The sequence below is a fragment of the Pseudomonas sp. GM78 genome, from assembly GCF_000282475.1.
Lineage (GTDB): Bacteria > Pseudomonadota > Gammaproteobacteria > Pseudomonadales > Pseudomonadaceae > Aquipseudomonas.
The window spans coordinates 37,036-62,163 of sequence record NZ_AKJF01000059.1 but is presented as its reverse complement, the minus strand read 5'-3'; the positions used below and the strand labels follow the sequence as shown (position 1 = coordinate 62,163).

The 25,128-nt window shown below is 60.8% G+C and carries 17 protein-coding genes and 1 pseudogene; 10 read left to right on the top strand and 8 right to left on the bottom strand.

What is annotated here, in order from left to right:
• The first annotated feature begins 406 nt into the window (after positions 1-406).
• Positions 407-1,827 (top strand): annotated as a pseudogene (locus tag PMI35_RS24365) (amino acid permease).
• 105 nt (positions 1,828-1,932) lie between these two features.
• Here the strand turns inward: PMI35_RS24365 and PMI35_RS24370 are convergent.
• Positions 1,933-3,093 carry an OpgC family protein gene (locus PMI35_RS24370; protein WP_008056664.1) on the bottom strand — a complete coding sequence of 387 codons (1,161 nt, stop codon included), beginning with the start codon at positions 3,091-3,093 and terminating at the stop codon, positions 1,933-1,935.
• Positions 3,094-3,334: 241 nt separating this feature from the next.
• Between PMI35_RS24370 and PMI35_RS24375 the strand changes: the two genes are divergently transcribed.
• The 3 genes from PMI35_RS24375 to PMI35_RS24385 are packed head-to-tail and all read left to right on the top strand — an operon-like array spanning position 3,335 to position 6,157.
• The gene (locus PMI35_RS24375) at positions 3,335-3,709 is read left to right on the top strand and encodes a GtrA family protein (protein ID WP_008056663.1); all 375 of its coding nucleotides are present in this window, start codon (positions 3,335-3,337) and stop codon (positions 3,707-3,709) included.
• Complete coding sequence (locus PMI35_RS24380; protein ID WP_008056662.1) at positions 3,706-4,647, top strand: glycosyltransferase family 2 protein; 942 nt, start codon at positions 3,706-3,708, stop codon at positions 4,645-4,647. The genes PMI35_RS24375 and PMI35_RS24380 overlap by 4 nt, the downstream gene beginning before the upstream one ends.
• Before the next feature lies 1 nt (position 4,648).
• Positions 4,649-6,157: a glucosyltransferase domain-containing protein gene (locus PMI35_RS24385; RefSeq protein WP_008056661.1), complete on the top strand. Its 1,509-nt coding sequence runs from the start codon at positions 4,649-4,651 to the stop codon at positions 6,155-6,157.
• Between the two features lie 24 nt (positions 6,158-6,181).
• Here PMI35_RS24385 and PMI35_RS24390 read toward each other — a convergent pair whose 3' ends face one another.
• Together PMI35_RS24390 and PMI35_RS24395 are read right to left on the bottom strand one after the other, a co-directional pair.
• On the bottom strand, positions 6,182-7,801 hold the full coding sequence (locus PMI35_RS24390) for an FMN-binding glutamate synthase family protein (RefSeq protein ID WP_008056660.1): 1,620 nt from the start codon (positions 7,799-7,801) through the stop codon (positions 6,182-6,184).
• Between the two features lie 160 nt (positions 7,802-7,961).
• Entirely contained in the window at positions 7,962-8,762 is an 801-nt protein-coding gene (locus PMI35_RS24395; protein WP_008056659.1) for a helix-turn-helix transcriptional regulator, read from the bottom strand.
• Positions 8,763-8,880: 118 nt separating this feature from the next.
• Here PMI35_RS24395 and PMI35_RS24400 point away from each other — a divergent pair, with 118 nt between their 5' ends.
• From PMI35_RS24400 to PMI35_RS24415, 4 genes are all read left to right on the top strand, one after another.
• Positions 8,881-9,702, top strand: coding sequence for a carbon-nitrogen hydrolase family protein (locus PMI35_RS24400; protein WP_008056658.1), 822 nt, complete (start codon positions 8,881-8,883; stop codon positions 9,700-9,702).
• 186 nt (positions 9,703-9,888) lie between these two features.
• Positions 9,889-10,323, top strand: a complete 435-nt coding sequence (locus PMI35_RS24405) for an NUDIX hydrolase (protein ID WP_008056657.1) — start codon at positions 9,889-9,891, stop codon at positions 10,321-10,323.
• Between the two features lie 24 nt (positions 10,324-10,347).
• Positions 10,348-10,986, top strand: a complete 639-nt coding sequence (locus PMI35_RS24410; protein ID WP_008056656.1) for a LysE family translocator — start codon at positions 10,348-10,350, stop codon at positions 10,984-10,986.
• A 2-nt stretch (positions 10,987-10,988) separates the two neighbouring features.
• A complete protein-coding gene (locus tag PMI35_RS24415) occupies positions 10,989-11,486 on the top strand; it encodes a GNAT family N-acetyltransferase (protein ID WP_008056655.1) in 498 nt (165 codons plus the stop codon).
• Positions 11,487-11,605: 119 nt separating this feature from the next.
• Here the strand turns inward: PMI35_RS24415 and metR are convergent, their stop codons facing one another.
• On the bottom strand, positions 11,606-12,523 hold the full coding sequence (metR, locus tag PMI35_RS24420; RefSeq protein WP_008056654.1) for a transcriptional regulator MetR: 918 nt from the start codon (positions 12,521-12,523) through the stop codon (positions 11,606-11,608).
• Between the two features lie 108 nt (positions 12,524-12,631).
• On the opposite strand from metR, the gene metE reads away from it, so the two are divergent.
• Complete coding sequence (gene metE, locus PMI35_RS24425) at positions 12,632-14,944, top strand: 5-methyltetrahydropteroyltriglutamate--homocysteine S-methyltransferase (protein ID WP_008056652.1); 2,313 nt, start codon at positions 12,632-12,634, stop codon at positions 14,942-14,944.
• 41 nt (positions 14,945-14,985) lie between these two features.
• Here metE and PMI35_RS24430 read toward each other — a convergent pair whose 3' ends face one another.
• Positions 14,986-20,145, bottom strand: coding sequence for a dermonecrotic toxin domain-containing protein (locus PMI35_RS24430; RefSeq protein ID WP_238543149.1), 5,160 nt, complete (start codon positions 20,143-20,145; stop codon positions 14,986-14,988).
• Positions 20,146-20,399: 254 nt separating this feature from the next.
• On the opposite strand from PMI35_RS24430, the gene PMI35_RS24435 reads away from it, so the two are divergent.
• Positions 20,400-21,434: an alpha/beta fold hydrolase gene (locus PMI35_RS24435; protein ID WP_008056649.1), complete on the top strand. Its 1,035-nt coding sequence runs from the start codon at positions 20,400-20,402 to the stop codon at positions 21,432-21,434.
• Positions 21,435-21,459: 25 nt separating this feature from the next.
• Here PMI35_RS24435 and PMI35_RS24440 read toward each other — a convergent pair whose 3' ends face one another.
• Genes PMI35_RS24440 through PMI35_RS24450 form a run of 3 tightly spaced genes read right to left on the bottom strand, consistent with a single transcriptional unit; the run spans position 21,460 to position 25,024 of the window.
• A complete protein-coding gene (locus PMI35_RS24440) occupies positions 21,460-21,789 on the bottom strand; it encodes a GlpM family protein (protein WP_177325069.1) in 330 nt (109 codons plus the stop codon).
• 8 nt (positions 21,790-21,797) lie between these two features.
• Positions 21,798-23,126, bottom strand: a complete 1,329-nt coding sequence (locus tag PMI35_RS24445; RefSeq protein WP_008056647.1) for a sigma-54-dependent transcriptional regulator — start codon at positions 23,124-23,126, stop codon at positions 21,798-21,800.
• Complete coding sequence (locus PMI35_RS24450; RefSeq protein WP_008056646.1) at positions 23,123-25,024, bottom strand: sensor histidine kinase; 1,902 nt, start codon at positions 25,022-25,024, stop codon at positions 23,123-23,125. Before PMI35_RS24450 ends, PMI35_RS24445 begins: the two co-directional genes overlap by 4 nt.
• Positions 25,025-25,128 lie beyond the last annotated feature (104 nt).

Sequence of the window (25,128 nt, the reverse complement as noted above, 5' to 3'; positions counted from 1 at the left end):
CTGCGATCTTTTGATCTTGTCTTTTAAAAGCAAATCAAAAGATCGCAGCCTGCGGCAGCTCCTACAGGGTTGATCCAGAGCCCTCGAGAGGTTTAACGGGGCATGACGACGCACCAATACCGTGCAATACTCGCCGCCGTTTCAAAAAGCGAAAATTCCTACAAGACCCAGATAATCCATCTCCGTGGATAGCGCTTTCACCGAGATTTACACCTGATTTTTGTGGTTTATAGAGTGAAAGTCTCTGTCGCGAGCTTTTTATACTGCACCCCCCGCTGATCTCGCAGGCTTCGGCCTGCAAGACGGTTCTGCCCACGAAGCAGGGTCGGTCAAGGGAGGCGATGGCTTATCGGTCAACGCTTCGCCACTCGGTGGATATATCCAATAACAATACGAGGTTGTACCCATGCCCGTAGGCAATCACCTGCCCCACGGCGAGACCGCCCAGGGCGGCCCGCTCAAACGTGAACTCGGCGAACGGCATATCCGCTTGATGGCACTCGGTGCCTGTATCGGCGTCGGTCTGTTTCTCGGTTCGGCCAAGGCCATTGAATGGCTGGCCCGGCCATCATGCTGTCCTACATCATCGGCGGCCTGGCCATCCTGGTGATCATGCGCGCGCTCGGCGAGATGGCCGTGCACAACCCGGTCGCCGGCTCGTTCAGCCGTTACGCCCAAGACTACCTCGGCCCGCTGGCGGGCTTCCTGACCGGCTGGAACTACTGGTTCCTGTGGCTGGTGACCTGTGTTGCGGAAATCACTGCGGTGGCGGTGTACATGGGCGTCTGGTTCCCCGATGTGCCGCGCTGGATCTGGGCGCTGGCGGCATTGGTCAGCATGGGTTCGATCAACCTGATCGCGGTGAAAGCCTTCGGTGAATTCGAATTCTGGTTCGCTCTGATCAAGATCGTCACCATCATTGCGATGGTGTTCGGTGGTATCGGCATCATCGCATTCGGTTTCGGTAACGACGGTGTGGCCTTGGGGATTTCCAACCTCTGGACCCATGGCGGTTTCATGCCAAACGGCGTGCAGGGCGTGTTGATGTCCCTGCAAATGGTCATGTTCGCCTACCTCGGCGTGGAGATGATCGGCCTGACCGCTGGTGAAGCGAAAAACCCGCAGAAGACCATTCCCAGCGCCATCGGCTCGGTGTTCTGGCGGATCCTGCTGTTCTACGTCGGCGCGTTGTTCGTGATCCTGTCGATCTACCCGTGGAACGAAATCGGCACCCAAGGCAGCCCGTTCGTGATGACCTTCGAGCGCCTGGGCATCAAGACCGCCGCTGGCATCATCAATTTCGTGGTGATCACGGCTGCGCTGTCGTCCTGCAACGGCGGCATCTTCAGCACCGGGCGCATGCTCTACAGCCTGGCGCAGAACGGCCAGGCCCCGGCCGGTTTTGCCAAGACCTCCAGCAATGGTGTGCCGCGTCGCGCCTTGCTGCTGTCGATTGGCGCCCTGCTGCTGGGTGTGCTGCTCAACTACCTGGTGCCTGAGAAGGTGTTTGTCTGGGTGACGGCGATTGCCACCTTCGGCGCGATCTGGACCTGGGTGATGATCCTGCTGGCCCAGCTCAAGTTCCGCCAAGGCCTGAGCGCCAGCGAGCGTGCCGGCCTCAAGTACCGCATGTGGTGGTACCCGATCAGCTCGTACCTGGCGCTGGCGTTCCTGGTGCTGGTGGTCGGCCTGATGGCGTATTTCCCGGACACGCGTGTGGCGCTGTATGTGGGGCCTGCGTTCCTGGTGCTGCTGACGGTGTTGTTCTATGTGTTCAAGTTGCAACCGACCAATGTGGCGCAGGGTGCGGTGCGTTCGGCTTCGTAACGAGTAACGTTTGAAATGAAAAAAGCCCCGGTCGAAATGATCGGGGCTTTTTGGTTTTTGAAGATCAAAAGATTGTCCGAACGCGGCCCGAGCCTGCGGCAGCTCCTACAGGGAAATACGGTCTGCTTCTGTAGGAGCTGCCGAAGGCTGCGATCTTTTGACTGTCTGATTCAGCCGTTTGTTGAACTCCAGCCAGACCGCCAGCAACGCCATCAACCCAGCCCCCACCAACGCCGTGAAGATCTGCATGGCGAACGCATCGTCGGTCAGCGCATTGAGCATGTCCGCCAGGGGCGCCAGCAGCACGCCCAGGCAGAAAATCTCCAGGGAAAAACGCCCCATGCGACAGCTTTGCTGTGCCAGCCAGTTTTGTGTCCAGCCGGTATCGGGCAGCAGTTTCGCGGTGACGTAGGCCAGCGCCAGGAAGTGCAGCAGGCGCACCGGCGACAGGTTGGTCTTGCTGATCGGGTACAGCAGGTTACTCAGGCTGCCGGGCATCAGGGCGTCGTGGATCTGTGGCCAGCGCCAGGCGATGGTCAGCACTGCTGCGAGTACCGCATACACCGCCGCCGTCATGAACAACGGCTGGCGCATCAGCGGCCGGGTGTCGGGCAAGCTTGGGCGTTGAGCATGAATCGCCGCCGCCCCACCGAGCACAAACAGCAGTTGCCAGGCCACGGGGTTGAAGTACCAGACGCCATCCTTGATCGCGGCCAGGTTCCAGCCAAACAACGGCACGGTCAGGTACAGCGCAAAGGACACCGCCACCACCGGCCAGACCTTGCGCACCAGGATCGGCAGCACCAGCGGCAAGCCCGCCAGCAGCACGATGTACAGCGGCAGCGGGTCCATCAAGTTCGGTTTGAAGCGCAACAACAGCTCATCGATCAAGGCCTGCTGAGGGTCGCTGATGAAATGGTGCATGCCCATTTCTTCCACCAGGTCGCGGGTTTCCACGTGGCTGTTGGCGAAGAACACAATGCCCATCAGCATCGCCAGCAGGAAGATGTGCACCACATAAAGCACCCAGGCGCGGCGCAGGATTTTCACGCAGGCGATCAAAAAGCCCTCGCGCGCCAGGACTTTGCCGTAGGCCAGGACGGCCGCATACCCGGCCAGGAACACGAAGACTTCGGCGGCATCGCTGAAGCCGAAGTTGCGCAGCGTGATTTGCCCCAAAGGGTTGTGCGGCACGTGATCCCAGAAAATGAAGATCAGTGCCAGGCCGCGAAAAAAATCGATCCGGTGATCGCGCGCTAACGTCATGACGGCAGGCTCGTAGACAGGTATTGAACAAAGGATTAGCCGAAGGCGCAAAAAGTTGCGCGCCGCATATTGGCGGCGCGCAGGGTGGACTGATTCGCCAGCAATTGCAAAGGTGGGGTATTTCGGAATGTCTCGTGGCGTGATCCTGACCGCTGGTCTGAAAGGTCGCCTTACCTGCGATTTATGACAGCAGACAAGCTCAAATACTTGTGTGGTCAGCGTTCTATCGCAGGTGCGTCACGTGAGACTTTCATGCAAGGGCTTGTCCAGCTACACGGTGATTGGCGTTGCGAACACGCTGATTCACTGGCAGATCTTTTTTCTCCTGAGCGTGGCTGCCGGCTTCAGCCAGGCGATCAGCAACCTCGCAGCCTTTTGCGTGGCCGCCTCGTTTTCCTTTTATATGAACGCGCTCTATACCTTTGATGCCAAGGCGTCAGTCGGCGGATACCTGTCGTTCATGCTGGCGATGGGGGCGCTCAGTCTTGGCGTCGGCCATGCCGGCGATGTCTGGCGTTTGCATGGCTTGCTCACCGTGGCACTGTTTTCTGCATTGAGCCTGGTGTTCGGCTTCCTGTTTTCCAAGTACGTGGTGTTTCGTGAGCGTGATTCATGAAGGTTTCGCTTATCGTCCCGGTGTTCAACGAAGAACAGGCGATCAATCTGTTTTACCAGGCGGTTCGACGTGAGTTGAAACTCGACGGGGTCGAGGTCGAGATTGTGTTTATCAATGACGGCAGCTCCGATGGCACGGCCGCACAGGCGTCGGCCCTGGCGCAGGTGGACGAACAGGTAATGCTGATCAATTTTTCGCGCAATTTCGGCAAGGAACCGGCGCTGTTTGCCGGGCTGGAATATGCCAGCGGCGATGCGGTCATCCCGATGGACGTCGACTTGCAGGACCCGATCAGCGTCATTCCGCGGTTGATCGAACAATGGCAAAAAGGCGCGGACGTGGTTCTGGCCAAGCGCCGCGACCGCACCTCCGATAGTTATTTGAAGCGCCACAGCGCAGCGCTGTTCTATCACCTGTTGAATCGGATTTCCTACACCCGGATCGAAGAGAACGTCGGTGACTTCCGGCTCATGGACCGCAAGGTGGTGGACGTGATCCGCACCTTGCCCGAGCATCAGTTGTTCATGAAAGGCGTGCTGTCCTGGGCCGGGTTCAACACCGTGGTAGTGGAATACGAACGGGCCAAGCGCGTGGCAGGCAGCAGCAAGTTCGATGTCTGGAAACTGTGGAATCTGGCACTGGAGGGAGTGACGTCGTTCAGCACTGTGCCGTTGCGCCTGTGGACCTACGTGGGCGGCGGCATTTCGATTTTTGCCGTGCTGTACGCCGTGTACATGGTGCTGGACAAGATTTTCTTCGGTAACAGCGTGCCCGGTTACCCTTCGTTGATGACCGCGATTCTGTTTCTCGGCGGTGTGCAACTGATCGGCATCGGCATCCTTGGCGAATACGTCGGCCGCATCTACATCGAAGCCAAGCACCGGCCGCGCTATGTGATCAAGGACATCGTCGGCGGCAAAGACAGGCGCGAACGCTAGCATGGGCCGGTTCAGCGATTTCTTCATCAAGGAACTCACCCGACGCCAGGCCTGGCTGTTTATTCTGCCCGCGACTTTCATGTACGTCCTGCCGATCATCCTCGCGGATTTTCCCTACATCGATGACAACTGGCGCTCGCTGTCGGCCGGCATGGCCTGGGCACAGGAAGGGCGGTTGTTCGCCGAGTTGTTCTACAACGCGCTGACCTTCAGCACTGGTGCACCGAACATCTTTCCACTGCCGCTGTTGATCGCCACTCTGGCCATGTCCTGGGCACTGACCAGCCTGACCTTTCATCACTTCCGCGCGCCGACCATCAGCTGTTGCCTGGTGCTTTTGCCGCTGTGGTACAGCCCGTTCTTCCTGCAAAACCTGACCTATCAATACGACGGCCCGGTCATGACCCTGAGTGTGGTGGCGGTGATCTTCGCCATCACCTTTCATCACCCTTCACGCATTCTGCAATGGCTGGTGCCTTCCTTGCTGATTGCGCTGGCGCTGGGCCTTTATCAAATCAGCATCAATGTATTTCTCGGCCTGTGCTGTCTTGAAGTATTCAGGGCGGTCAATAACCAAGTGGCCTGGTCGCGGTGGGGCGCTTTGATCGGCTGGCGTATCGCTCAGGTGTTTCTCGGGTGGCTGATCTACTGGGTTAGTGCATTCCCTTTTATGGGACAAGGTCGAACGGTGTTGCTTAACTGGGCGGCGCAGCCTTTGCTGCAAATCCACATCAACATCAGGCGAGTCCTGGAAAAAGTCGTGCTGCTGTTCCATGGCGGATTCGCCTGGGTGTCCGTCGGGTTGCTGCTATGTGCCATTGCCGGTGCCGTTTGCCTGGGACTGAAGATTGTCGAGCGCACGGACAGCGGGCCGAAGAAACTCCTGATCGGCCTGCTGTGTCTGCTGACAGTGCCGGTGGTGGTGGTGTTGGTGTCCGGTGTCGCGCTGTTCTTCCGCGACTTCAATGAAGGCGCCAGGACCCTGATGGGGTTCGCGGTGTTGCTGGTGCTGTTGTTCTATTTGAGTCATCTGGCACTGGCAACGCTCCACCAACGCTTGCCGCTGCTGTTGCTGATACCGCTGCTGGCCATGTTGTCGTTGTGTTTTGCCTATTGCCGGGTCCTGACGGTGCAGAAAGCCTTCGCCAGCAGTGCGCTGAACAGCCTTGAACGTGACATCGCCAGCCATCAACCCTTGCGTGACGCCAAGCGCATCTACATGTCGGTGACCTACTCCGATCACTGGCTAATGGGGGCCGCGGGTTCGTTCAAGCAGCTGCCGGTGTTGCATTATCTGCTGAACGTCGACTTCTACATACTGGCGGAAAGCCTGCCGAAAGCCGGCATCACCAACGTGGTCGCGGAGAAGGAGCGACGCAACGCGACACGGGTGGGTTATCTGGACTACCCGCCACTGGTAGAGACCCAGTTCTACCGGATTTACCTGATTGGCGATTACGGATTCATCGTCATGAAAGAACCGGCCCCGATCAAATCGCTGCGTTGGTGACACGCAATGTCGGGGCCGTGACGGTCAGGCCGCCGCCACTTCATTGGGCTCGAAACTGTCCGCCCGCGCCATCTGCCACATCCGCGAGTAGAACTCGCCATTGATTTCACCGGTCAGCAATTCCCCTGGTTTGAGGAACACATGCAGCTGTGAGAACAGTTTGATCTCGGTCGCGGACATGCGTCGCACCAGGTGCTTGGCCGACAGTTGCGATGGGTGTTCAAGGCCCGCGGCGGCGAGCATCTCGGCCAGGCCCTTGAGGGTGTTGCGGTGGAAGTTGTAGACGCGCTGGGCCTTGTCTGGCACCACCAGCGCGCGCTGGCGCAGGGTGTCCTGGGTGGCGACGCCGGTCGGGCATTTGTTGGTGTGGCAGCTTTGCGACTGGATGCAACCGATGGCGAACATGAAACCGCGCGCCGAGTTGGCCCAGTCGGCGCCGATGGCCAACACGCTGGCGATATCGAACGCGCTGACAATCTTGCCGCTGGCGCCGAGCTTGATTTTGTCCCGCAGGTTCAAGCCCACCAAGGTGTTGTGCACGAACAACAGGCCTTCGCGCATCGGCACGCCGATGTGGTCGGTGAACTCCACGGGCGCGGCGCCGGTGCCACCTTCCTTGCCGTCGACGACGATGAAGTCCGGGAGGATGCCGGTATCCAGCATGGCCTTGGCGATGCCCATGAACTCCCACGGATGACCCAGGCAAAATTTGAAGCCCACCGGTTTGCCGCCGGACAGCTCGCGCAATTGCTGGATGAAATGCATCAGCTCGATCGGCGTGGAGAAGGCGCTATGGCGTGACGGCGAGATGCAGTCTTCGCCCATGCTGATGCCGCGGGTGTCGGCGATCTCCTGGGTGACCTTGTGCTTGGGCAGGATCCCGCCGTGGCCCGGCTTGGCGCCCTGGCTCATCTTGATTTCGATCATGCGCACTTGCGGTGTCTGTGCTTGCGCGGCGAAGCGTTGCGGGTCGAAGCGTCCGTCGGCAGTGCGGCAACCGAAATAGCCGCTGCCCAGTTCCCAGGTCAGATCACCGCCGTGTTCGCGGTGATAGGGGCTGATGCTGCCTTCGCCGGTGTCATGGGCAAAGTTGCCGAGCTTGGCGCCCTGGTTCAACGCGCGGATGGCGTTGGCGCTGAGCGAGCCGAAGCTCATGGCCGAGATGTTGAACACCGACGCCGAATACGGCTGGGTGCACTGCGGGCCGCCGACGGTGACACGGAAAGAGCTCGGGTCGCTCAAGGGGGCCGGGCGCATCGAGTGGCCGATGAATTCGAAGCCGGACTGGTACACGTCGATCAAGGTACCGAAGGGTTTATCGGCGCTCTCATTCTTGGCCCGGGAATAGACCAGCGAACGCTGGGCGCGGGAGAAGGGCAGGGCGTCGCTGTCGGATTCGAGCAGGTACTGGCGGATTTCCGGGCGGATGGCTTCGACCAGGTAGCGGATGTTGCCCAGGATCGGGTAGTTGCGCCGTACCGCGTGGGGGCTTTGCAGCAAGTCGCCGATGCCGATCAGGCTGAGGACGCCGGTGACGGCGGTGAATGGCCACAGCCAGTCGTGTTCGAGAAAGGGCAGGCTGGCGAGGGTGAAGATCACGCAGGCGGCAAAGAAGGCGTAGCGGCTCAGGAGTGACAGGCTCATACGGTTTCCTTGGGTTCGGACGGGCTAAAGGCACAACACTGTAGGAGCGAGCCTGCTCGCGATGGTCTTCAACGATAACGCGTGCTATCTGAATGCTCGCGTTGTCTTGGCGTTTTTCGCGAGCAGGCTCGCTCCTACAGAAAGGCATTTCAGCGCTATGTCAGGCGTTTTGTGCCTGGAGAAAAATCGAAAACAGCTCGGACTGGGACTTGATCCCCAGCTTGCTGTACATGTGTTTCTTATGGACTTTCACGGTCTCGATGGAAATTTCCAGTTTGCGGGCGATTTCCTTGCTGGAGCAGCCGCTGAGCATCAAGCGCCCGACATCCAGCTCCCGCGCGGTCAATTGCGCGCCCATGAGTTGCTGCACCGAGGCTTCCAGTTGCACTCGCCAGTCACCTTGTACCGGCACTGGGGCAAGGGCCACCCCTTGGTTGATCTCGTAGGGCAGGCGCTGGCGCAACAATCCGAGCACCCACGGCTGGATCAGCGAAAGCAGGGCAATCTGCTGGGCGCTGAAGCGTTGCTGGCTGCCCAGTGACAGGCACAACGTGCGGTCGCCCTCCAGTTGGCAATTAAACTGTATTTCGTCGGCCACGACATTTACACGAAAGTATCGTTGATAGTACTCGGTGAGTTCGAAATGCTCCGGCGCCACTTCCGACAGGCGATACAAACCGCTGCGCGACTGCTCGCGGCAGGCGATGTAGAACGGATCGAGCAGGTACAGGCCGCGCAGGTAATCCTGGAACAGCGGGTCGGGGCCGCCGTCAATGCCTGGGCATTCGGCGAATACTTGCGGGTGCTGATCGGCGCTGAACAGCAAGGCCACCCAGCTGTCGCAGGGCACGTATTGATCCAGCAGGCGCACCAGCTGGGTCCAGAAATTGGGCTTGTCCAGGGCATCGATCAATTGCCCGACCGAACGGTGCCAGGCGATGTCGTCCAGCGAGAGTGTCATGCCTCTACCCCTATCGTGTTACCCCAGCGGCGTGATTTCAGGCCGCGTGCTTGCTGCGCATACTGGCTCACACACAACCACCGGGCAATCTTTCCGGTGCGCCGAACAAGGACTATTCATGAAAGTCGAACTCGCCCAATTGGCGGGCCGTGACAACGACACGGCCTACAACCTCGAACGCGCCCTGGCGGCGATTAACGCCTGCGCTGCCGACACGCAACTGATCATGTTCCCGGAAAGCCAGCTGATGGGCTTCCCCTCTGCCGAGTCCGTGGCCGAGGTCGCCGAGCCGCTGGACGGTCCGACCGTCAGCGCGATTGTCGCCGCCGCCCGTGAACGCAATATCGCCGTGGTCATCGGCACCAGCGAGAACGACAACGGCCGCTTCTACAACACCACGTTGCTGATCACCCCCGAGGGTATCGCGCTCAAATACCGCAAGACGCACCTGTGGGCGTCGGATCGTGGCGTGTATGAGGCTGGAGATCGCTACGCCACCTGTCTGTGGAACGGGGTGCGCGTCGGCCTGCTGATCTGCTACGACATCGAGTTCCCGGAAACCGCCCGCGCCCTGGCGCAACTGGGTGCCGAGTTGCTGTTGGTGACCAACGGCAATATGGACCCCTACGGTCCGACCCACCGCACCGCGATCATGGCCCGCGCCCAGGAAAACCAGGCGTTTGCGCTGATGGTCAATCGTGTGGACGCGGGGGATGGCGGGTTGTGGTTCGCCGGTGGCAGCGCGTTGGTCGATCCCTTGGGCACGCTGTTGTTCGAGGCCGGGCGTGACGAGGGGCAGTTTGCGGTGGAACTGGATCTGAAACGGTTGACGGCGGCGCGTCAGGATTATCGATACCTGGATGATCGGCGGCTGAAGTTGCCGGGAGAATGGGTTGAGCATGCGAGCGGGCTTCGGGAATTGCTGATTCCTGCGCGTTAAGTGATCGTTCCCATGCGCAGCAAAGGAATGCATCAACGGACGCTCTGCGTTCGGCTCTTGATTTTGGGACGCGGAGCGTCCCTGGCTGCATTCCCACGCGGAGCATGGGAACGATCAGTGCGGGGCCTTTGATCATCGGTGGCGGACATGTGATCCTTGCCGCTTTTGAGTCAAAGGCCTTTGTTCATGTCGACGTTTACAGCCCAACCCACCGGACTTATCCACATCGCCGCCGCCCTGTTGATCGGCCCCGACGGCCGTACCCTGCTGGTGCGCAAGCGCGGCACCCAGGCGTTCATGCAGCCGGGGGGCAAGATCGAAGCCCATGAACAACCGGTCCACGCTTTGGCCCGTGAGCTGGAAGAAGAGTTGGGGCTGGTCATCGACCCGGCGCATGCCACCTTTCTCGGCCAGTTCTCGGCGCCGGCCGCCAATGAGCCGGGTCATGTGGTGAAAGCCGAGATTTTTCTGCTGGGCATTGATTCAGACGTCACCCCGGCCGCCGAGATCGAAGAGGTGCTCTGGATCGATCCGAACACCGACGGTGGTGTCGTTCTGGCGCCATTGACACGGGACCTGATCCTGCCGTTTTATCGAGCTTCGCTGACTGCGACCGCCTGATCATTCACGCAAAGGACTTCGCCCATGATCCCGCTTCAGGACCTGCTGATTTTCGCCGCTGCCGCATTGTTGATGGTGCTGACGCCGGGGCCGAACATGATTTACCTGATCTCTCGTTCGATCTGCCAGGGGCGCAAGGCCGGGGTGACATCGTTGCTCGGCGTGGTCGCGGGGTTCTTCGTGCATCTATTCGCCGCGGCGGCCGGTTTGACCGCTGTGTTCCTGGCGGTGCCGATGGCTTATGAAGTGTTGAAGTGGGCCGGTGCGCTGTACCTGTTGTGGTTGGCCTGGCAGGCGGTCAAGCCGGGTGCGCGGTCGCCGTTCGAAGCCCAACAATTGCCACCGGATTCGTCGCGCAAGCTGATCACCATGGGTTTTCTCACCAGCGCCCTGAACCCGAAGATTGCGGTGTTCTACCTGTCGGTGTTTCCGCAGTTCATCACCCCCGAGCACGGTTCGGTGTTCACGCAAAGTATCGTGCTGGGCCTGACCCAGATCAGCGTCAGTTTCTGCGTGAATCTGATGATCGCCCTGTTCGCGGCGGGCATCGCTTCATGGTTTGTCAGCAATCCGGCCTGGCTGGCGATGCAGCGTTATTTCATGGGTTTTGTGTTGTCGGCGCTGGCGCTGCGCTTGATGCTCGAGCAAAAACGGATGGCCTGAACATGTGGATTCAGCGGCTGGATGCCAGCCATGCGCTGGACTATCGGGCGATGACGCTGGAAGCCTGTGACCTGCACCCCCAGGCGTTCACCTCCAGCGTGCGCGAGCGCTCGGCAATGCCCTTGAGCTGGTGGGAGTCGCGCCTGACCGGCAAGCTCGAAGTAGTGCTCGGTGCTTTCGACGAGGACCGGTTGGCGGGCATCGCCGGGCTGGCCTTCGAGCCCCGGGAAAAGGCCCGGCACAAGGCGACGTTGTTCGGCATGTACGTGTCCGCCAACGTGCGCCAGCGTGGGCTTGGATATCAATTGGTGCAAGCGGTGCTGGCCGAGGCGCGGACCCACCCGCATCTGCGGCTGGTCAAATTGACCGTCACCGCCGGTAACGATGCGGCGTTCAACCTCTATCGGCGCTGCGGCTTCGTCCAGTTCGGCCGGGAGCCGATGGCGGTGCGGGTGGGGGAGCAATACTTCGACAAGATCCACATGTGGCGCGAAATCTAAAGATCACTGGGTTACTTGTGGGAGCGGGCTTGCCCGCGATGGCGGCGGTAGATTCAACATTGATGTATCAGTTATACCGCTATCGCGGGCAAGCCCGCTCCCACAGGGGATGTGTTCTCCTAACGAACGGCGCTGACCCCATCCAGCGTCGAAAACGACGTGTCCTTGGCCGTCAGCAAAAAGTCGCGCATGTACGGCGCATCGAGCATGTCGGCGCGAATGGCCGCGTACAGCGTCGCAAACAAGCCTTTCTCGCCCAGACGCTTGGCCTTCACGTAGCCCCGTGAGCTGTATTCATGCAACGCCCAATGGGGCATGCCACACACACCGCGCCCGCTGGCCACCAGTTGCATCATCATCACCGTCAGTTCCGAGGTGCGGACCTGGGCCGGTTCGACGTCGGCAGGTTCCAAAAAGCGCGTGAAGATATCCAGCCGGTCACGTTCCACCGGGTAGGTGATCAGGGTCTCGGTGAGCAAGTCCTGCGGGACGATGTAGGCCTTGCTGGCCAAGCGGTGCTGGTTTGCCACCGCGAGCATCGCTTCATAGGTAAACAGCGGCACGTAGGTGATCCCTACCAACTCCACCGGGTCGGACGTCACCACCAGGTCCAGGTCGCCACGGGCCAGGGCGGGCAGTGGGGCGAACGAGAAGCCCGAAGCCAGGTCCAGCTCGACTTCCGGCCAGGCGTCGCGGAACTGGTCGATGGTCGGCATCAGCCACTGGAAGCAACTGTGGCATTCGATGGCCATGTGCAGGCGCCCGGCGGTGCCGCCGGCCAGTCGCGCGATGTCGCGCTCGGCGGCGCGCAGCAGCGGCAAGGTGGCATCGGCCAGTTGCAGCAGGCGCAAGCCGGCGCTGGTGAAACGCACCGGCTTGGTCTTGCGCACGAACAACGGCATGCCCATGCGTTCCTCAAGCTCCTTGAACTGATGGGACAGCGCCGACTGGGTCAGGTGCAGGCGGTCGGCCGCATCGACCAGGCTATCGGCTTCGCGCAAGGCGTGCAGGGTCTTCAGGTGACGGATTTCAAGCACCGGGGGCTCCATGAGGAAAACTTGTGATCAACACGAAAAGGTTGAGTTTGTCTCATGATGGGTCGGATGTCGACAATAGCGCCATCTTTTACCCAGGAGCAATTCGACATGGCCGTAGCCCACACCCTTGGTTTTCCCCGCATCGGTGCCGACCGCGAACTGAAAAAAGCCCTCGAATCCCACTGGAAGGGCGACCTTGACCAGCAGGCGCTGAAAAGCGTCGGTCGCCAATTGCGCGCCACCCATTGGCAATTGCAGAAAGACGCCGGCATTGACCTGTTGCCGGTCGGCGACTTCGCCTGGTACGACCAGGTCCTGACCCATTCCCTGGCCTTTGGCGTGATCCCCGAACGCTTCGACGGCACCCGGGACGCGTGTGGCCTGCCAACCCTCGACACGCTGTTCGCCATGGCCCGTGGCGCCACGGCTAGCTGCTGCGGTGTTGAGCATGGCCAGGCGCAATACGCCCAGGAACTGACCAAGTGGTTCGACACCAATTACCACTACCTGGTCCCGGAATTCAGCGCTGATCAAAATTTCAAGCTGAGCTGGGAACAGCTGTTCGATGAAGTCGACGAAGCCAAGGCATTGGGTCACACCGTCAAACCGGTGATCATCGGCCCGCTGACTTACCTGTGGCTGGGCAAAGTCAAAGGCGAGGAATTCGACAAACTCGACCTGTTGGAACGCCTGCTGCCGGTCTACAACGAAATCCTCGTGCGCCTCGCTGCCCAAGGCGTGGAGTGGGTACAGATCGATGAACCGATCCTGACCCTCGACTTGCCTCAGGAATGGAAAAACGCCTTTGAGCGCGCCTACCACATCCTGCAGTACTCGCCGCTGAAAAAGCTCCTGGCCACCTACTTCAGCGGCCTGCAGGACAACCTCGGCCTGGCCGTCGGCCTGCCGGTGCAAGGCTTGCACATCGATGCGGTGCGTGCGCCGGATCAACTGCTGCACGTGCTCGATCGCCTGCCAACCTACAAGATCCTCTCGGTGGGTCTGGTCAACGGCCGCAACGTCTGGCGCTGTGAGCTGGAACCGGTGCTGGCGCAACTGCAATTTGCCCAGGAGCGTTTTGGCGACAACCTGTGGGTCAGCAGTTCCTGCTCGCTGCTGCACAGCCCGGTGGACCTGGAGCGCGAAGACAAGCTCGACCCGGAACTGAAAAGCTGGCTGGCGTTCGCGGTGCAAAAGTGTGGCGAAATCGCCGTGCTGCGCGATGCCCTGAACGACCCGCAAGCGCCCAAGGTGCAAGCCGCTCTGGCCGAAAGCCGCGCCATCGCCGCCAGTCGCGCCGAATCGCCGCGCATCCACAAAATCGACGTGCAAGCGCGCATCGATGCCATTGGCACAGCCGACAGCCAACGTCATTCGCCGTTCGCCAAACGCATCGAGCAGCAGCGAGCGCGCTTGAAGTTGCCCGCGTTCCCGACCACCACCATCGGTTCTTTTCCGCAGACCGGTTCGATTCGCCTGGCGCGCCAGGCCTTCAAGCAAGGCAAGCTGTCGGCCAACGATTACACCGATGCCATGCACCACGAAATCCGCCACGCCGTGCAGATTCAGGAGCGCCTGGGTCTGGACGTGCTGGTGCACGGCGAAGCCGAGCGCAATGACATGGTCGAGTACTTCGCCGAGCAGCTTGATGGGTATGCCTTCACCCGCTTCGGCTGGGTGCAGAGTTACGGTTCGCGTTGCGTGAAACCGGCGATCATCTACGGCGACCTGAGCCGTCCCAAAGCCATGACGGTCAACTGGATCAGCTATGCGCAGAGCCAGACCGACAAGGTCATGAAAGGCATGCTCACCGGTCCTGTGACCATGCTGATGTGGTCTTTCCCCCGCGAAGATGTGTCGCGCAAAGTCCAGGCGCAGCAACTGGCCCTGGCCCTGCGCGATGAAGTGTTGGACCTGGAAGCCGCCGGCATCAAGATCGTGCAGATCGACGAAGCGGCGTTCCGTGAAGGCCTGCCGCTGCGTCGGGCGCAATGGCAGGAATATCTGGACTGGGCGGTAGAGGCGTTCCGCTTGAGCGCCAGCGGTGTGCGCGATGAAACCCAGATCCACACCCACATGTGCTACAGCGAGTTCAACGATGTGATCGAGGCCATCGCAAAGATGGATGCCGATGTGATCACCATCGAAACCTCACGCTCGGACATGGAGTTGCTGCAAGCCTTCGAAGCCTTCGATTACCCGAACGACATCGGCCCGGGCGTCTACGACATCCACTCGCCACGGGTGCCGGACACCGCCGAGATGGTCAAGTTGATCAGCAAAGCCGTGAAACGGATCCCGGCCGAGCGGCTGTGGGTCAATCCCGATTGCGGTTTGAAGACCCGGGCGTGGCCGGAAACCGAGGCCGCCCTGGTGAACATGGTTGCCGCGGCACGACAACTGCGCAGCCAACTGGCTTGAGATTGCAAACGGGAGTGGGTCAACCGCTCCCGTCTTGCCTGTCAAAGTTGCTCGAAATGGCGCAATGCCGGTGACCTTTTGCCGATGTCGGCATAGGGAAGGGCGGCATCATCGGCGTGGGTCAGATAGCGGTACTGCGGCAGCTTCAGGTGCGCCTTTTCGAACTCGGCGAAGGCAGGTGCCGCCTTGGTGTAATGAAAATGGGCGTACCACAACACCTTGGGTGGGACCTCGGTCTGGTCCCAGATTTCGTATTCCTGCAGGTAATCGGTTCGTCCGTCAGAACGTTTATTCAGACGTTTGATCGGGCTGGTTTTACGTATCTCCACGGCGTTTTGGCTGATCAGATCGTCAAGCATTCCATCCGTAGGGTTTTTGCTGCGCAGTGACTGCCGCGTGCGCATCTGCCGTCCGATGGCAATCAGTTCCGTGGCCTTGTTGCGCAGTTGCTCGATGACGGTGCTCTGCGGGGCAACGACTTCGATATCGAGCGCCCGGCGCATCAGTTCGCTGGCCTCGGTGACCATCATGTGCTCCAGGTCGACCGGGAGCATGTCCTGCGCTGCATAGGCTTGTATCTTCGACTGGTAGGCGGGCTGCGCCTGCAGGCGGTTACGCGCGTCTGCAATCATGGCAGTCGGGTCCCTTTGCGCGGGGCGAGCGCTCGGCGCGGGTGGATTGAGCAAGCGAAACTTGCCGTTTGCACCCTGTTCCCATATTTCCTCGACGCCGCCGCGACCGGTCAGGATGTATTGCTGCTTCTGCGTCGTCGGTTCCCAGCGTTCCACCCCGATCAGCAAGTGGTCGTCTTCAGTGGTGAAAACTTTCTTGCTGCGTTGCCCGCCTGGCATGGCTGGGGCTGGCAGGTCGATGGTCTTGCGGGCCCGTTCGGCCATTTTCTCGATACCCTCCAGCAAGGGCGCTACGGCGTCGAGATGAAAGTGCTGGGGATAGCTGGCGGTCCAGGCATTCATGCCGCGCCGGAATTGCCAATAGTGCTCAAGGCACTCCTGAAGAATCTGATTGCGCTGGGCTCGGGTGACAGTGACCTCCGGCAGGCTGTATTGGACGAGCATTGCGCGGTAGACCTCGGTGCGCAGGTTATACGCTTGGGCCTGCAGGTCGAACCAGGAGAGATCCTTTGTCGTGTCGAAGCGGTTGACGGCTTCCAGCAGATGACCGGTTTTCAGGTAAAGCAAATTGGTTTCGCTGAGGCGTCCGTTCAACATCGTTACGTCGGCTGTCAGTTCTACCCTGTCGGCCCTGACCGTAATGCGTTCGTACCATAGATTGAGATCGCGCATTGCCGTTTCTATCTGTTCCAGGTGGCCGATGAGTTCCTCGCGCAGCTTGCGGATGTCGTGCAGGGTCTGAATGCGTTGGGCGAGCGCATCGTCCGGTAGTCTGTCCAGTTGGTCGACCAAAGCGTCGATCCGATCCACGAGCGGATCAGCCCGATGGTTGGCAAAATACACACGGTGCTTTTGCCTGTCGGCGATAACCTGTGCGTCATGACTTTGCATTCTCCTGATTTTTTGCAGTTTGTTGCCATGGCTCAGTGGCGCCAGTTCGGCCAGCGTCTGATATTGCATGCTGACCAGTTTGATGTCGCCGATGCAGGCTGCTTCGGTGGCCGATAGCAGGGCCGGACGGGCTGCTATGGAACTATCGTTGTACGCTTGCAGGGCTGCGTCGGTGCGCAGGACCCGGGCATCGACTTGCGGCGCAAAGTTGTCGGCGGCTGCAGTCAAAGCTTGCTGATGGCGAAACACCCGATCGCCCCACCACCGTGGCAATCGTTCGCGAATGGCGACCGGCCAGATCGGGTCGAGGGTGTCCGCCAGATGCCCGAGCACGCCACCGCCACCCAGCCCGCCGCCTTCGAAAGTCGACCCGTAGACACCGAACCAGGTGTCCCAGCGACCTGCTTCATCGAGAGCGATGGGTTGCTTGTAGGTTTTTTGATGGGTGCCGCTCAGGCGCCAGCCGCGTGAGTCCGTGCTCGGTTCAACCTGGAAGATGCGGCCCTGGCGGGTGATGAAATCACCATCGGCATGCCGGTAGACATTGCGATAGACACCGTGCTCGACCGGTTGCAACAAGGCGAGGGAGATCGGTTTTTCATACTCGTAACCGGCGAAGCGTTCGGCGATGTGCCGCGCCTGGTATTTAGAGGTCGGCGGCAAGGCCTGGGCGCCTTTGCCGAGCGCCCGCAGCTGACGAGCACGGGTCAACGCGCGTGCACCCGTGGCGGATTTGCTGCCCACGGCAGCGGGAAGTAGGTCCATGGCGGCATCGATCAGGGACAATAGCACCGACTCTATCTCTGTCAGGCCTTCACCCACGTCAGCGCGTAACAGCGCTGCGACGGCCCGATTGGCACTGCTCCAGGCATCGTGCAGGGCAATGCCTGCGCCAACGAAGGGCACAAGCCCCATGGCCATTTTTATGTAGTTCAACGCTTTCGGTCCGCTGAGCGCGTTGCGTTCCAGGAATAACGCGGCGTTGGAGCGCGATGTGCCGCGATGGGCTTCGATCAGGCGTCCCATCTGGGTATTGAGCAGGTGCGCGGCCAGCGAAGTGATGGCCGGCCAGCGCACCCCGACACCGATCATGGCGTCGAAGTGTTTGAGGACAGCCTGGTTGATCCGGCTTTCATGCGCCCGCACGTCTCCCTGCAAAGCGCGACCGGCCAGGTAGCTGACCATCTCGCTGCGCAGGCACAGATTGAACAGGGCCATGCGCGCTTCTTCGAGGCTGTCGTAGCGGCGCAGGGACTGACCATCGGGACTGTCCGGCAGGTACAACAACGTCATGCCGCCGACCTGTTCCTGAATGAACGTCACGCCGGACAACGTCACCGGGCCTTCATTGGGCGTGTCCGTGCCGCCCGCGCTCAGGTAGGCCGGCAGCAGCTCGATGCGCTTGCCGCCCGCTTGCCAGGCTTGCGCGGTAGTGGCGTCGATGGCGGTGTTAAGCACTTGCAGGTCGTCGAGGCTGATCTGCCTTTGCAGGCGCGCGCACTCACCTTGCAGTTGGAGGGTCAGGCGCCAAGGCTCGATCAGGCATTCCCGGCGATGCTCCCGTACAAACAGCGGTTCGCCTTGATCGCCCATGAAGGTGTCGTAGATGAGCTTTTCGTAGGCCTTGGGCAGGTCCAGCTGTGGCAGCGTCTTGCGCAGGTAGGCAGGGGTGATGCCGGATGTCAGGGCCTGGCGTTCGCGGTCGTCCGCCGTCGTGACTTCCACGCGCATGAAGCCAAGGCGCAGGGACAAGGGCTCAAGCTGCATCGACGGCGTGTTGTCGATATTGAGTTGGGCCAGCTCCTGGAGTGACATCTTGCTTCTGGTGGTACTGGGCACTGCCACCAGTTTTTGCGGGGTGCCGGGGGCTGCACCGTCGGAGAGTTGTTTTTGCAGCGTGACGGAGTCGGGCAGGTCCAACTGGATGTCAAAGTCGCCTTTGAGTGAGAAGTCTTCGCGAAGCTGGGCTTGAAGGTGTCGACGGGTGAACACATCGCGGGGCACCAGGGTTGTTTGCAGTTGCTCATGGCTGCGCTGCATGGCCTGGATGTAGGCGCTGGTCAGGCTTTTGAGCCTGGCACCATCGGGCGCTGCCAAGGTGGCCAGCCAGGTGGGAAGACGGCCAACCATCGAGGCACTCAGGCGTTGTTCCTGTAAGTGCATGAGGGCCAGGCTTCTCGCTGGGTTCACCGGGACCTGCAGCAACGCCTGGGTTTGTCTGCGCAGCTTTTCCAGTTGCTGCGCACGTTGTGACGCTTGGGTGTCGTCAGGATAGCGCTGGCGTATTTGCGCGGCCTGTTCTTCGAAAAGGCGGGTCTGTTGATTGAGGCTGTATAGCAAAGGATCAGTGGTGATGGCCTGCAGTTGCAGGATCAGCACGGGGTCCTGTCCCTGGATTTTCAACAACTGCTGTTCCAGGTCTTTGCGGTTGGCGAATCGCTGCAAGCCGCCGCCGATGCCGGGCCAGTAAAGCAGCAGACTGTCAGCTGAGCCTGGATCGGACAGCGCTTGCGGTCGGGCGATGACAAACACCCCGTTGAGCTCCTGGCCCAAGGTTTCGCCAGTGTCTGTTTTCATGCTCAACGACAGGCTGGCGAAGGCAACCTCAGCGGCGTGCTCGGTGGCGTCAGGCGGGTCCAACAAGACCTTGAGCAAATCAAGTTCCGTGCTATCGAGCGGGTTGAGCGTGCGTTGAAGTTCAACCTCGGCCTTCAATCCGTCCTTGTGTGCCTGGTAAAGCGCGTTGAAAGCACGATTGAACGTTTCCAGGTCCAGCGTGCGCGATCGGTAAACCAGGTTGGAGGCGGCCGTGTCTGCAGCAAGCTCAGCGGTTTCCAGCGCCTTGAGTGTGTCGTCGAGCGCCTTTTGACGGTCACTGTCCGGTTCCTCACCCAGCAGCGTTTCCAGCGCCGCGCGTTGTTTGCCGAGCGAAGCCTTGCGCAACGCCAGTGGAATATCGGCAGCCAGGCTATCGAACAGCGATGATTGACCTTCATCGGCAAAGCCTTCGGTCAGCTCCAGGTCCTCAAGGGTGGGCGCCGGGGCAAACACCTCGGCGGGGCGGGCTTGCAGTGCGGGCGAAAACAGCGCCTCGATGCCTGTCGTCAACGACCCGGTCTTGCCCGTGTATTCAAAACTGTAATGGCTGGGTAGCGCTGGCGGAGCGAGTAATTGCGTGGATAACCAATGCTCCATGTCGCGACGTTCTTTGAAGGCCTGGATGGCAACCGGTCGAGAGGGCAAATACAGCAATTGCGTGACCGGTTGCTGGTTGCCCGCGCTGATCACCCAGGCCGCCGGGAGTTTCAGGATGCTGTTGTCGCTCAACTTCAGCGCCAGCTGTTCGCAGTGGATCGGCTGATCGTCCAGGCGCACTCCCACAGTCCCGGAATCCAGAACCAACCACAGCGGTTTCAATTGTTCGGCGTTCAGGGTTCCCAGGGCGAATGCCACTTGAGCCGTCGCTTCGATATGCCCGCGGTACAACTGCGTGGCCCGATCACGGCGCGACAGCGGTGTACCGGGGGCGCGGGCATCCCAATAGGCATTGGTGTCTTCGTTTAACGGCTTGCCTGTGAACAGCGCCTGCACACTTTCCTGGCAGGCTTGCCAACGGGTCAAGGCGCTTTGCAGCAGGCTCTGATCGATGTTGTTTGGCAGCGTTGAAAACTCAGGCATGTCGATTAGCGAGGGAGCGGGGAGGGTAGGGAGCAGTCTTTCGGTCATGGTGATGGGGCTCATCCAAAGGGAGCGGCGGGTCCACTCCTGATCAAGCGCCATTTAAAAAAAATCCCCTTTGCCTGTGGTACTACATAGTTATCGCACCGACCACTGAGCGGCATTCATGAAACTGTCATGCAACTGTGGCAGCGCGCTTGAACAAACTTCATCAGACTCGCGCTCTACTGGGGTTCTGCGTTTCGGTGTTTTTCATGTGTGCACGATTTTTATCGACAGCGGTCTTGTTGATCGCGTTGTTGTTTGGTTTTCCCTCTTTTTCGGCGTCTCGCTGTGACGTCAATGTGGCGACCGAACGGGTCGACCTGGATCAGGTAAGCCTGGCGTACCAGAGCATCGGTCGTGCCTCCGACCCGGCGTTGCTGCTGGTGATGGGCCTGGGTGGGCAGTTGATTCACTGGCCTGACGAAGTGGTGGTCGCGCTGTGCCAGCAAGGGTTTCGGGTGATTCGCTACGACAACCGCGACGTTGGCCTGTCGACCTGGCGGCAAGCCCCGGTGGAGGCCAACCTGACGTTTGAGGTGTTGCGCTACAAGCTGGGGTTGCCGGTCTCGGCCCCCTACTCATTGACCGATATGGCGGACGACGGGCTGAGCCTGATGGGCGCACTGCACATCGAGCAATTCCATGTGCTGGGCGCCAGCATGGGTGGAATGATCGCCCAACACATGGCGGCGATGGCGCCACAACGGGTCGAGAGCCTGACCCTGATCATGAGCACTTCGGGAGCCGAAGGTTTGCCCGCGCCGAGTGCGGCGCTGCTGCAATTGCTGGCGCGTCGGGGTGCACCCAACCGTGAAGTCGCACTGGAACAGCAGGCTGACCTGCTGGCGGCACTGGGCAGTCCGGCGGTGACTGACGATCGACAGGCATTGCTGCAGCAGGCGGCCGTGGCGTATGACCGGGCCTTCAATCCCGAGGGGGCCAAGCGGCAGATCCTGGCGATTTTGGCCGAGCCGAGCCGGGTGGCATTGCTCAACCAACTGCGGGTGCCGGCGCTGGTGGTGCATGGCACGGCCGACCCGTTGTTACCGGTGATGCACGGCGTACACCTGGCGGCGCATCTGCGAGGCAGCCAGTTGAAGTTGATACCGGGCTTGGCGCATCGTTTCCAGGAAGCGTTCAAGGCGCCGTTGCTGGCGGCCGTATTGCCGTACCTGCGAGCCCATCGAGAGGACACTTCGCATTGGGCGCAGATTGAGCCCGTGGCTGAACACAACCTTCTTTAACGCACGGGCATTCAGGGGATTTTGCTCAGCCGTGCAGGCGAACCCAGACACTGACCAGCGCCGTCGCCGCGATCAACCATGCCACCGCCGCCACGGCCAGCGATGCCTCGAGGCGCATGCGGTCGACCATCACATAGAGGGTCGCCAAGTAGATGAAGTACGGAATGATCGACCACATGCCAAACACGATGGTGGTCTTCAAGTCATCCAGCGAACGGCCCTTGCCGACGATGTAATGCGCAATCAGCGCAAAGGTCGGAAACAGCGGCACCAGTCCGGCAATGTAGTAGTTCTTCGTCTTGGCCAGGGCGGCGAGGATCACCACCACCGCCGCGCCCAGGGTTGCTTTGAGAATCAGATCCATCAGTGGCTTAGCCCATACTTTTTCACTTTGTCGAACAGTGTGGTCTTGGCCATGCCCAGTTCCTGGCTGGCCTGGGTCAGGTTGCCGCCGCTGCGTTGCAAGGCGTCGCTCAGCAGGTTGCGCTCGAAAGCCTCCACCGCTTCAGCGAAGGCCAGGCCTTGGGCGCTGCCGCCAGCACCCGCTTTCTTGAACGCCGGCAGGCCCAGGGCAAATCGCTCGGCGACGTTGCGCAGTTCGCGCACGTTGCCTGGCCAGTCGTGGCTCATCAGGTTCGACAGGGTCTGGTTATCCAGTTCCGGTGCGGCGCGGTCGAAACGCAACGACGACTGCTGCAAGAAGTACTCGAACAATTGCAGGATGTCTTCGCGGCGCTCGCGCAGGGGCGGCAGTTCCAGGGTCACCACGTTGAGGCGGTAATACAGGTCGCTGCGAAATTCACCGGCCTTGCTCGACTCGTCGAGATCGGATTTGGTGGCCGCGATCACCCGGCAGTCCACCGCCACGCTCTGGTTCGAACCGAGGCGTTCGAGGGTGCGTTCCTGCAACACCCGCAGCAGTTTGATCTGCAGGGGCAGGGGCATGCTTTCCACTTCGTCGAGGAACAGCGTGCCGCCATCGGCGTGCTCGATCTTGCCGATCCGCCGTTTACCCGCGCCGGTGAAGGCGTTGGCTTCATGGCCGAAGATCTCGCTTTCGAAGAGGTTTTCCGGCAGGCCCCCGCAATTGAGCGCGACGAATTGCCGGGTGTGCCGACGACTGAAGTCGTGCAGGCAGCGCGCGACCAGTTCCTTGCCGGTGCCGGTTTCGCCTTCGATCAGCACGTTGGCCGACGTATCGGCAACATTGGCGATCAGCTCGCGCAGGTTCTGCATGGCGGGCGAGCGGCCGATGATCCGGCCTTCGAGGGAGTCGCGCTCGGCCAGCTGCCGGCGCAACGACGAGACTTCCCGTGCCAGGCTGCGCTGCTCCAGGGCTCGGCGGGCTACATCCACCAGGCGTTCGGGCGAGAAGGGTTTCTCCATGAAGTCGTAGGCGCCTTTCTGCATGGCGCCGACGGCCATGGAAATGTCGCCGTGGCCGGTGATCAGCACCACCGGCAGGCTGCGATCGCGGGCCTTGAGTCGGTTCAGCAGTTCCAGGCCATCGATGCCCGGCAGGCGAATGTCACTGATGACGATGCCGGCGAAGTTCTCGCCCACCCGTTCCAGGGCTTCCTCGGCACTGCCGACACCGATGCAGGGAATGTCCTCCAGGGTCAGCGCCTGCTGGCATCCGAGCAGCACATGGGGGTCGTCTTCGACGATCAATACACTAAGGTCGTTGTTCATATTGGCTCAGCGGAAATGGGGCTTACCAACGGTAAACTGAGGACGAAAGCGGTACCACCGCTGGCCGGGTGCTCGACACCCAGGTGACCGCCAGTGGCGGCGGCCAGGCTCGCGGAGAGGGTCAGGCCCAGGCCCAGGCCTTGTTCGCCGGGTTTGGTGGTGAAAAACGGTTCGAACAGGTGCTTGCGCGCTTCGGCGTCGATGCCGTGGCCGTTGTCCCGAACACGCAGTCGATACTTGCCATCGTCCGTTTCGCCTTCGAGCCACAACACCGGCTGCGGCTGCGCCTGCATGGCATCGAGGGCGTTGCCGATGAGGTTGACCAGAATCTGTTCCAGGCGGGTCTGGTCTATCTGCACCTGGACATCCTTGAAGTGGCGGTGCAGTTGCAGATGCGCGGTTTCCACCCGGGCGCCGAGCAATTGCAAGGCCGCCTCCACGGCTTTACCGAGACAGGCCTGGCCCTTGTCGTCACCGCGCCTGGCGAAGGAGCGCAGGCTGGCGGTAATCCGGCCCATGCGGTCGATCAATTCGTTGATGGTCTTGAGATTGGTGCTGGCCACGTCCAGTTGACCGCGCTCGAGAAAACGCACGGTGTTGCCGGACAGGGTGCGCAGCGCCGCCAATGGCTGGTTCAATTCATGGGCGATGCTGGTGGACATCTGGCCAATCGCCGCGAGTTTCCCGGCCTGCACCAGTTCATCCTGGGCGCGGCGCAGCGTCTCTTCGGCGTGCCGGCGTTCGCGGATCTGCCCCTTGAGCCGCTCGTTGCTGGCGCGCAGGTCGGTGGTGCGTTCGGTAATCCGACGCTCCAATTGGTTGTTGGCTTCCTGCAAGGCTTCGCGGGCAGCGAGGCGGGTGGCGATCACTTTGCGCCGCTCGTTCCAGGCGATCAGCAGGAACGCCACGAGGGCAAAGGCCACGGCGACCAGGATCCCCTGGTTGATCGCTTCGCGGCGCAGATCCTGCAGTGGCGTGAGCAGGGTGAAGTTCCACGGGGTATCGCTCAAGGGGCGGGTTTGCGACAGGTAGCTGATGTTTTCGTCATCGGAAACCAGTTCGCTATTGGCGGGGAAGGTGAGTTTTTCCACGCCTTCGGACAGGGTTTCCCGGGCCAGCGGTTGCAGTTCGTTGAGCGGGAACCAGTAGTACTGGAGACTGCGGGCGAGCTTTTCCTTGGTTTCTTCGCTCAGCGGCACCACCGATTTCAGGCGTCGCGCGGGGTCACTGGAAAGGATGATGATGCCGTTCTCGTCACTGACGAAGGCTTCCAGACGCGCGCGCTGCCAGCGTTCTTCCATGGCTTCGAGGCGGACCTTGACCACTGCGACGCCGATGATCTTGCCGTGTTCTTCCAGGCCGTGGGCCAGGTAGTAACCGGGTTCGCCGTTGGTACTGCCGATGCCGTAGAAACGCCCGGGCTGGCCACGCACGGCGTTCTGGAAATAGGCACGGAAGGACAGGTCTTCACCCAGGTAACTGTCGACATCGCGCCAGTTGCTGGTGGCCATGACACGGCCGGTGGTGTCCATCACGTAGATGGCCCGGCTGCGGCTACGCCGGTTCAGGCCTTCGAGGTAATCGTTGACGGTCTGCCGGTGTTCCGGCGTTGGGTCGGCCAGCAGTTTCGAAACACTGGTTTCGAGTTCCAGCAGGCTGGGCAGGTAGGTGTATTTGCTGATTTCGCTTTCGACGGCGCGAGCGTGCAGTTCCAGCTGGCGCTGGCCGTTTTCGCCGAGACTGCGGATTCCATAGTGCTCACTGGTCCAGAAGCCGATGTAACCCAGTCCGATCATCAGGGCGATGATCAGCGGCGGCAGGAACAGATGGCGAATCAGGCGAGGTTTCACGGCGAGTGATGGCGACGTGGCGCGATAGAGAGTGGGGTCGCATTTCATCACAGATGCCTTGGGTCAACCACAACACTTGCAGGTGAGTCACCGCGGGCCCCTGTGGGAGCGAGCCTGCTCGCGATAGCGGACTGACATTCAACATCGCTGTT

Bases quoted from the DNA above. Each gene is read 5' to 3' on its own strand.
- PMI35_RS24370 (WP_008056664.1), bottom strand. From the start codon at position 3,093: ATGACGTTAGCGCGCGATCACCGGATCGATTTTTTTCGCGGCCTGGCA.
- PMI35_RS24380 (WP_008056662.1), top strand. From the start codon at position 3,706: ATGAAGGTTTCGCTTATCGTCCCGGTGTTCAACGAAGAACAGGCGATC.
- PMI35_RS24385 (WP_008056661.1), top strand. From the start codon at position 4,649: ATGGGCCGGTTCAGCGATTTCTTCATCAAGGAACTCACCCGACGCCAG.
- PMI35_RS24390 (WP_008056660.1), bottom strand. From the start codon at position 7,801: ATGAGCCTGTCACTCCTGAGCCGCTACGCCTTCTTTGCCGCCTGCGTG.
- PMI35_RS24395 (WP_008056659.1), bottom strand. From the start codon at position 8,762: ATGACACTCTCGCTGGACGACATCGCCTGGCACCGTTCGGTCGGGCAA.
- PMI35_RS24400 (WP_008056658.1), top strand. From the start codon at position 8,881: ATGAAAGTCGAACTCGCCCAATTGGCGGGCCGTGACAACGACACGGCC.
- PMI35_RS24405 (WP_008056657.1), top strand. From the start codon at position 9,889: ATGTCGACGTTTACAGCCCAACCCACCGGACTTATCCACATCGCCGCC.
- PMI35_RS24410 (WP_008056656.1), top strand. From the start codon at position 10,348: ATGATCCCGCTTCAGGACCTGCTGATTTTCGCCGCTGCCGCATTGTTG.
- PMI35_RS24415 (WP_008056655.1), top strand. From the start codon at position 10,989: ATGTGGATTCAGCGGCTGGATGCCAGCCATGCGCTGGACTATCGGGCG.
- metE (WP_008056652.1), top strand. From the start codon at position 12,632: ATGGCCGTAGCCCACACCCTTGGTTTTCCCCGCATCGGTGCCGACCGC.
- PMI35_RS24430 (WP_238543149.1), bottom strand. From the start codon at position 20,145: ATGCCTGAGTTTTCAACGCTGCCAAACAACATCGATCAGAGCCTGCTG.
- PMI35_RS24435 (WP_008056649.1), top strand. From the start codon at position 20,400: ATGTGTGCACGATTTTTATCGACAGCGGTCTTGTTGATCGCGTTGTTG.
- PMI35_RS24445 (WP_008056647.1), bottom strand. From the start codon at position 23,126: ATGAACAACGACCTTAGTGTATTGATCGTCGAAGACGACCCCCATGTG.
- PMI35_RS24450 (WP_008056646.1), bottom strand. From the start codon at position 25,024: ATGAAATGCGACCCCACTCTCTATCGCGCCACGTCGCCATCACTCGCC.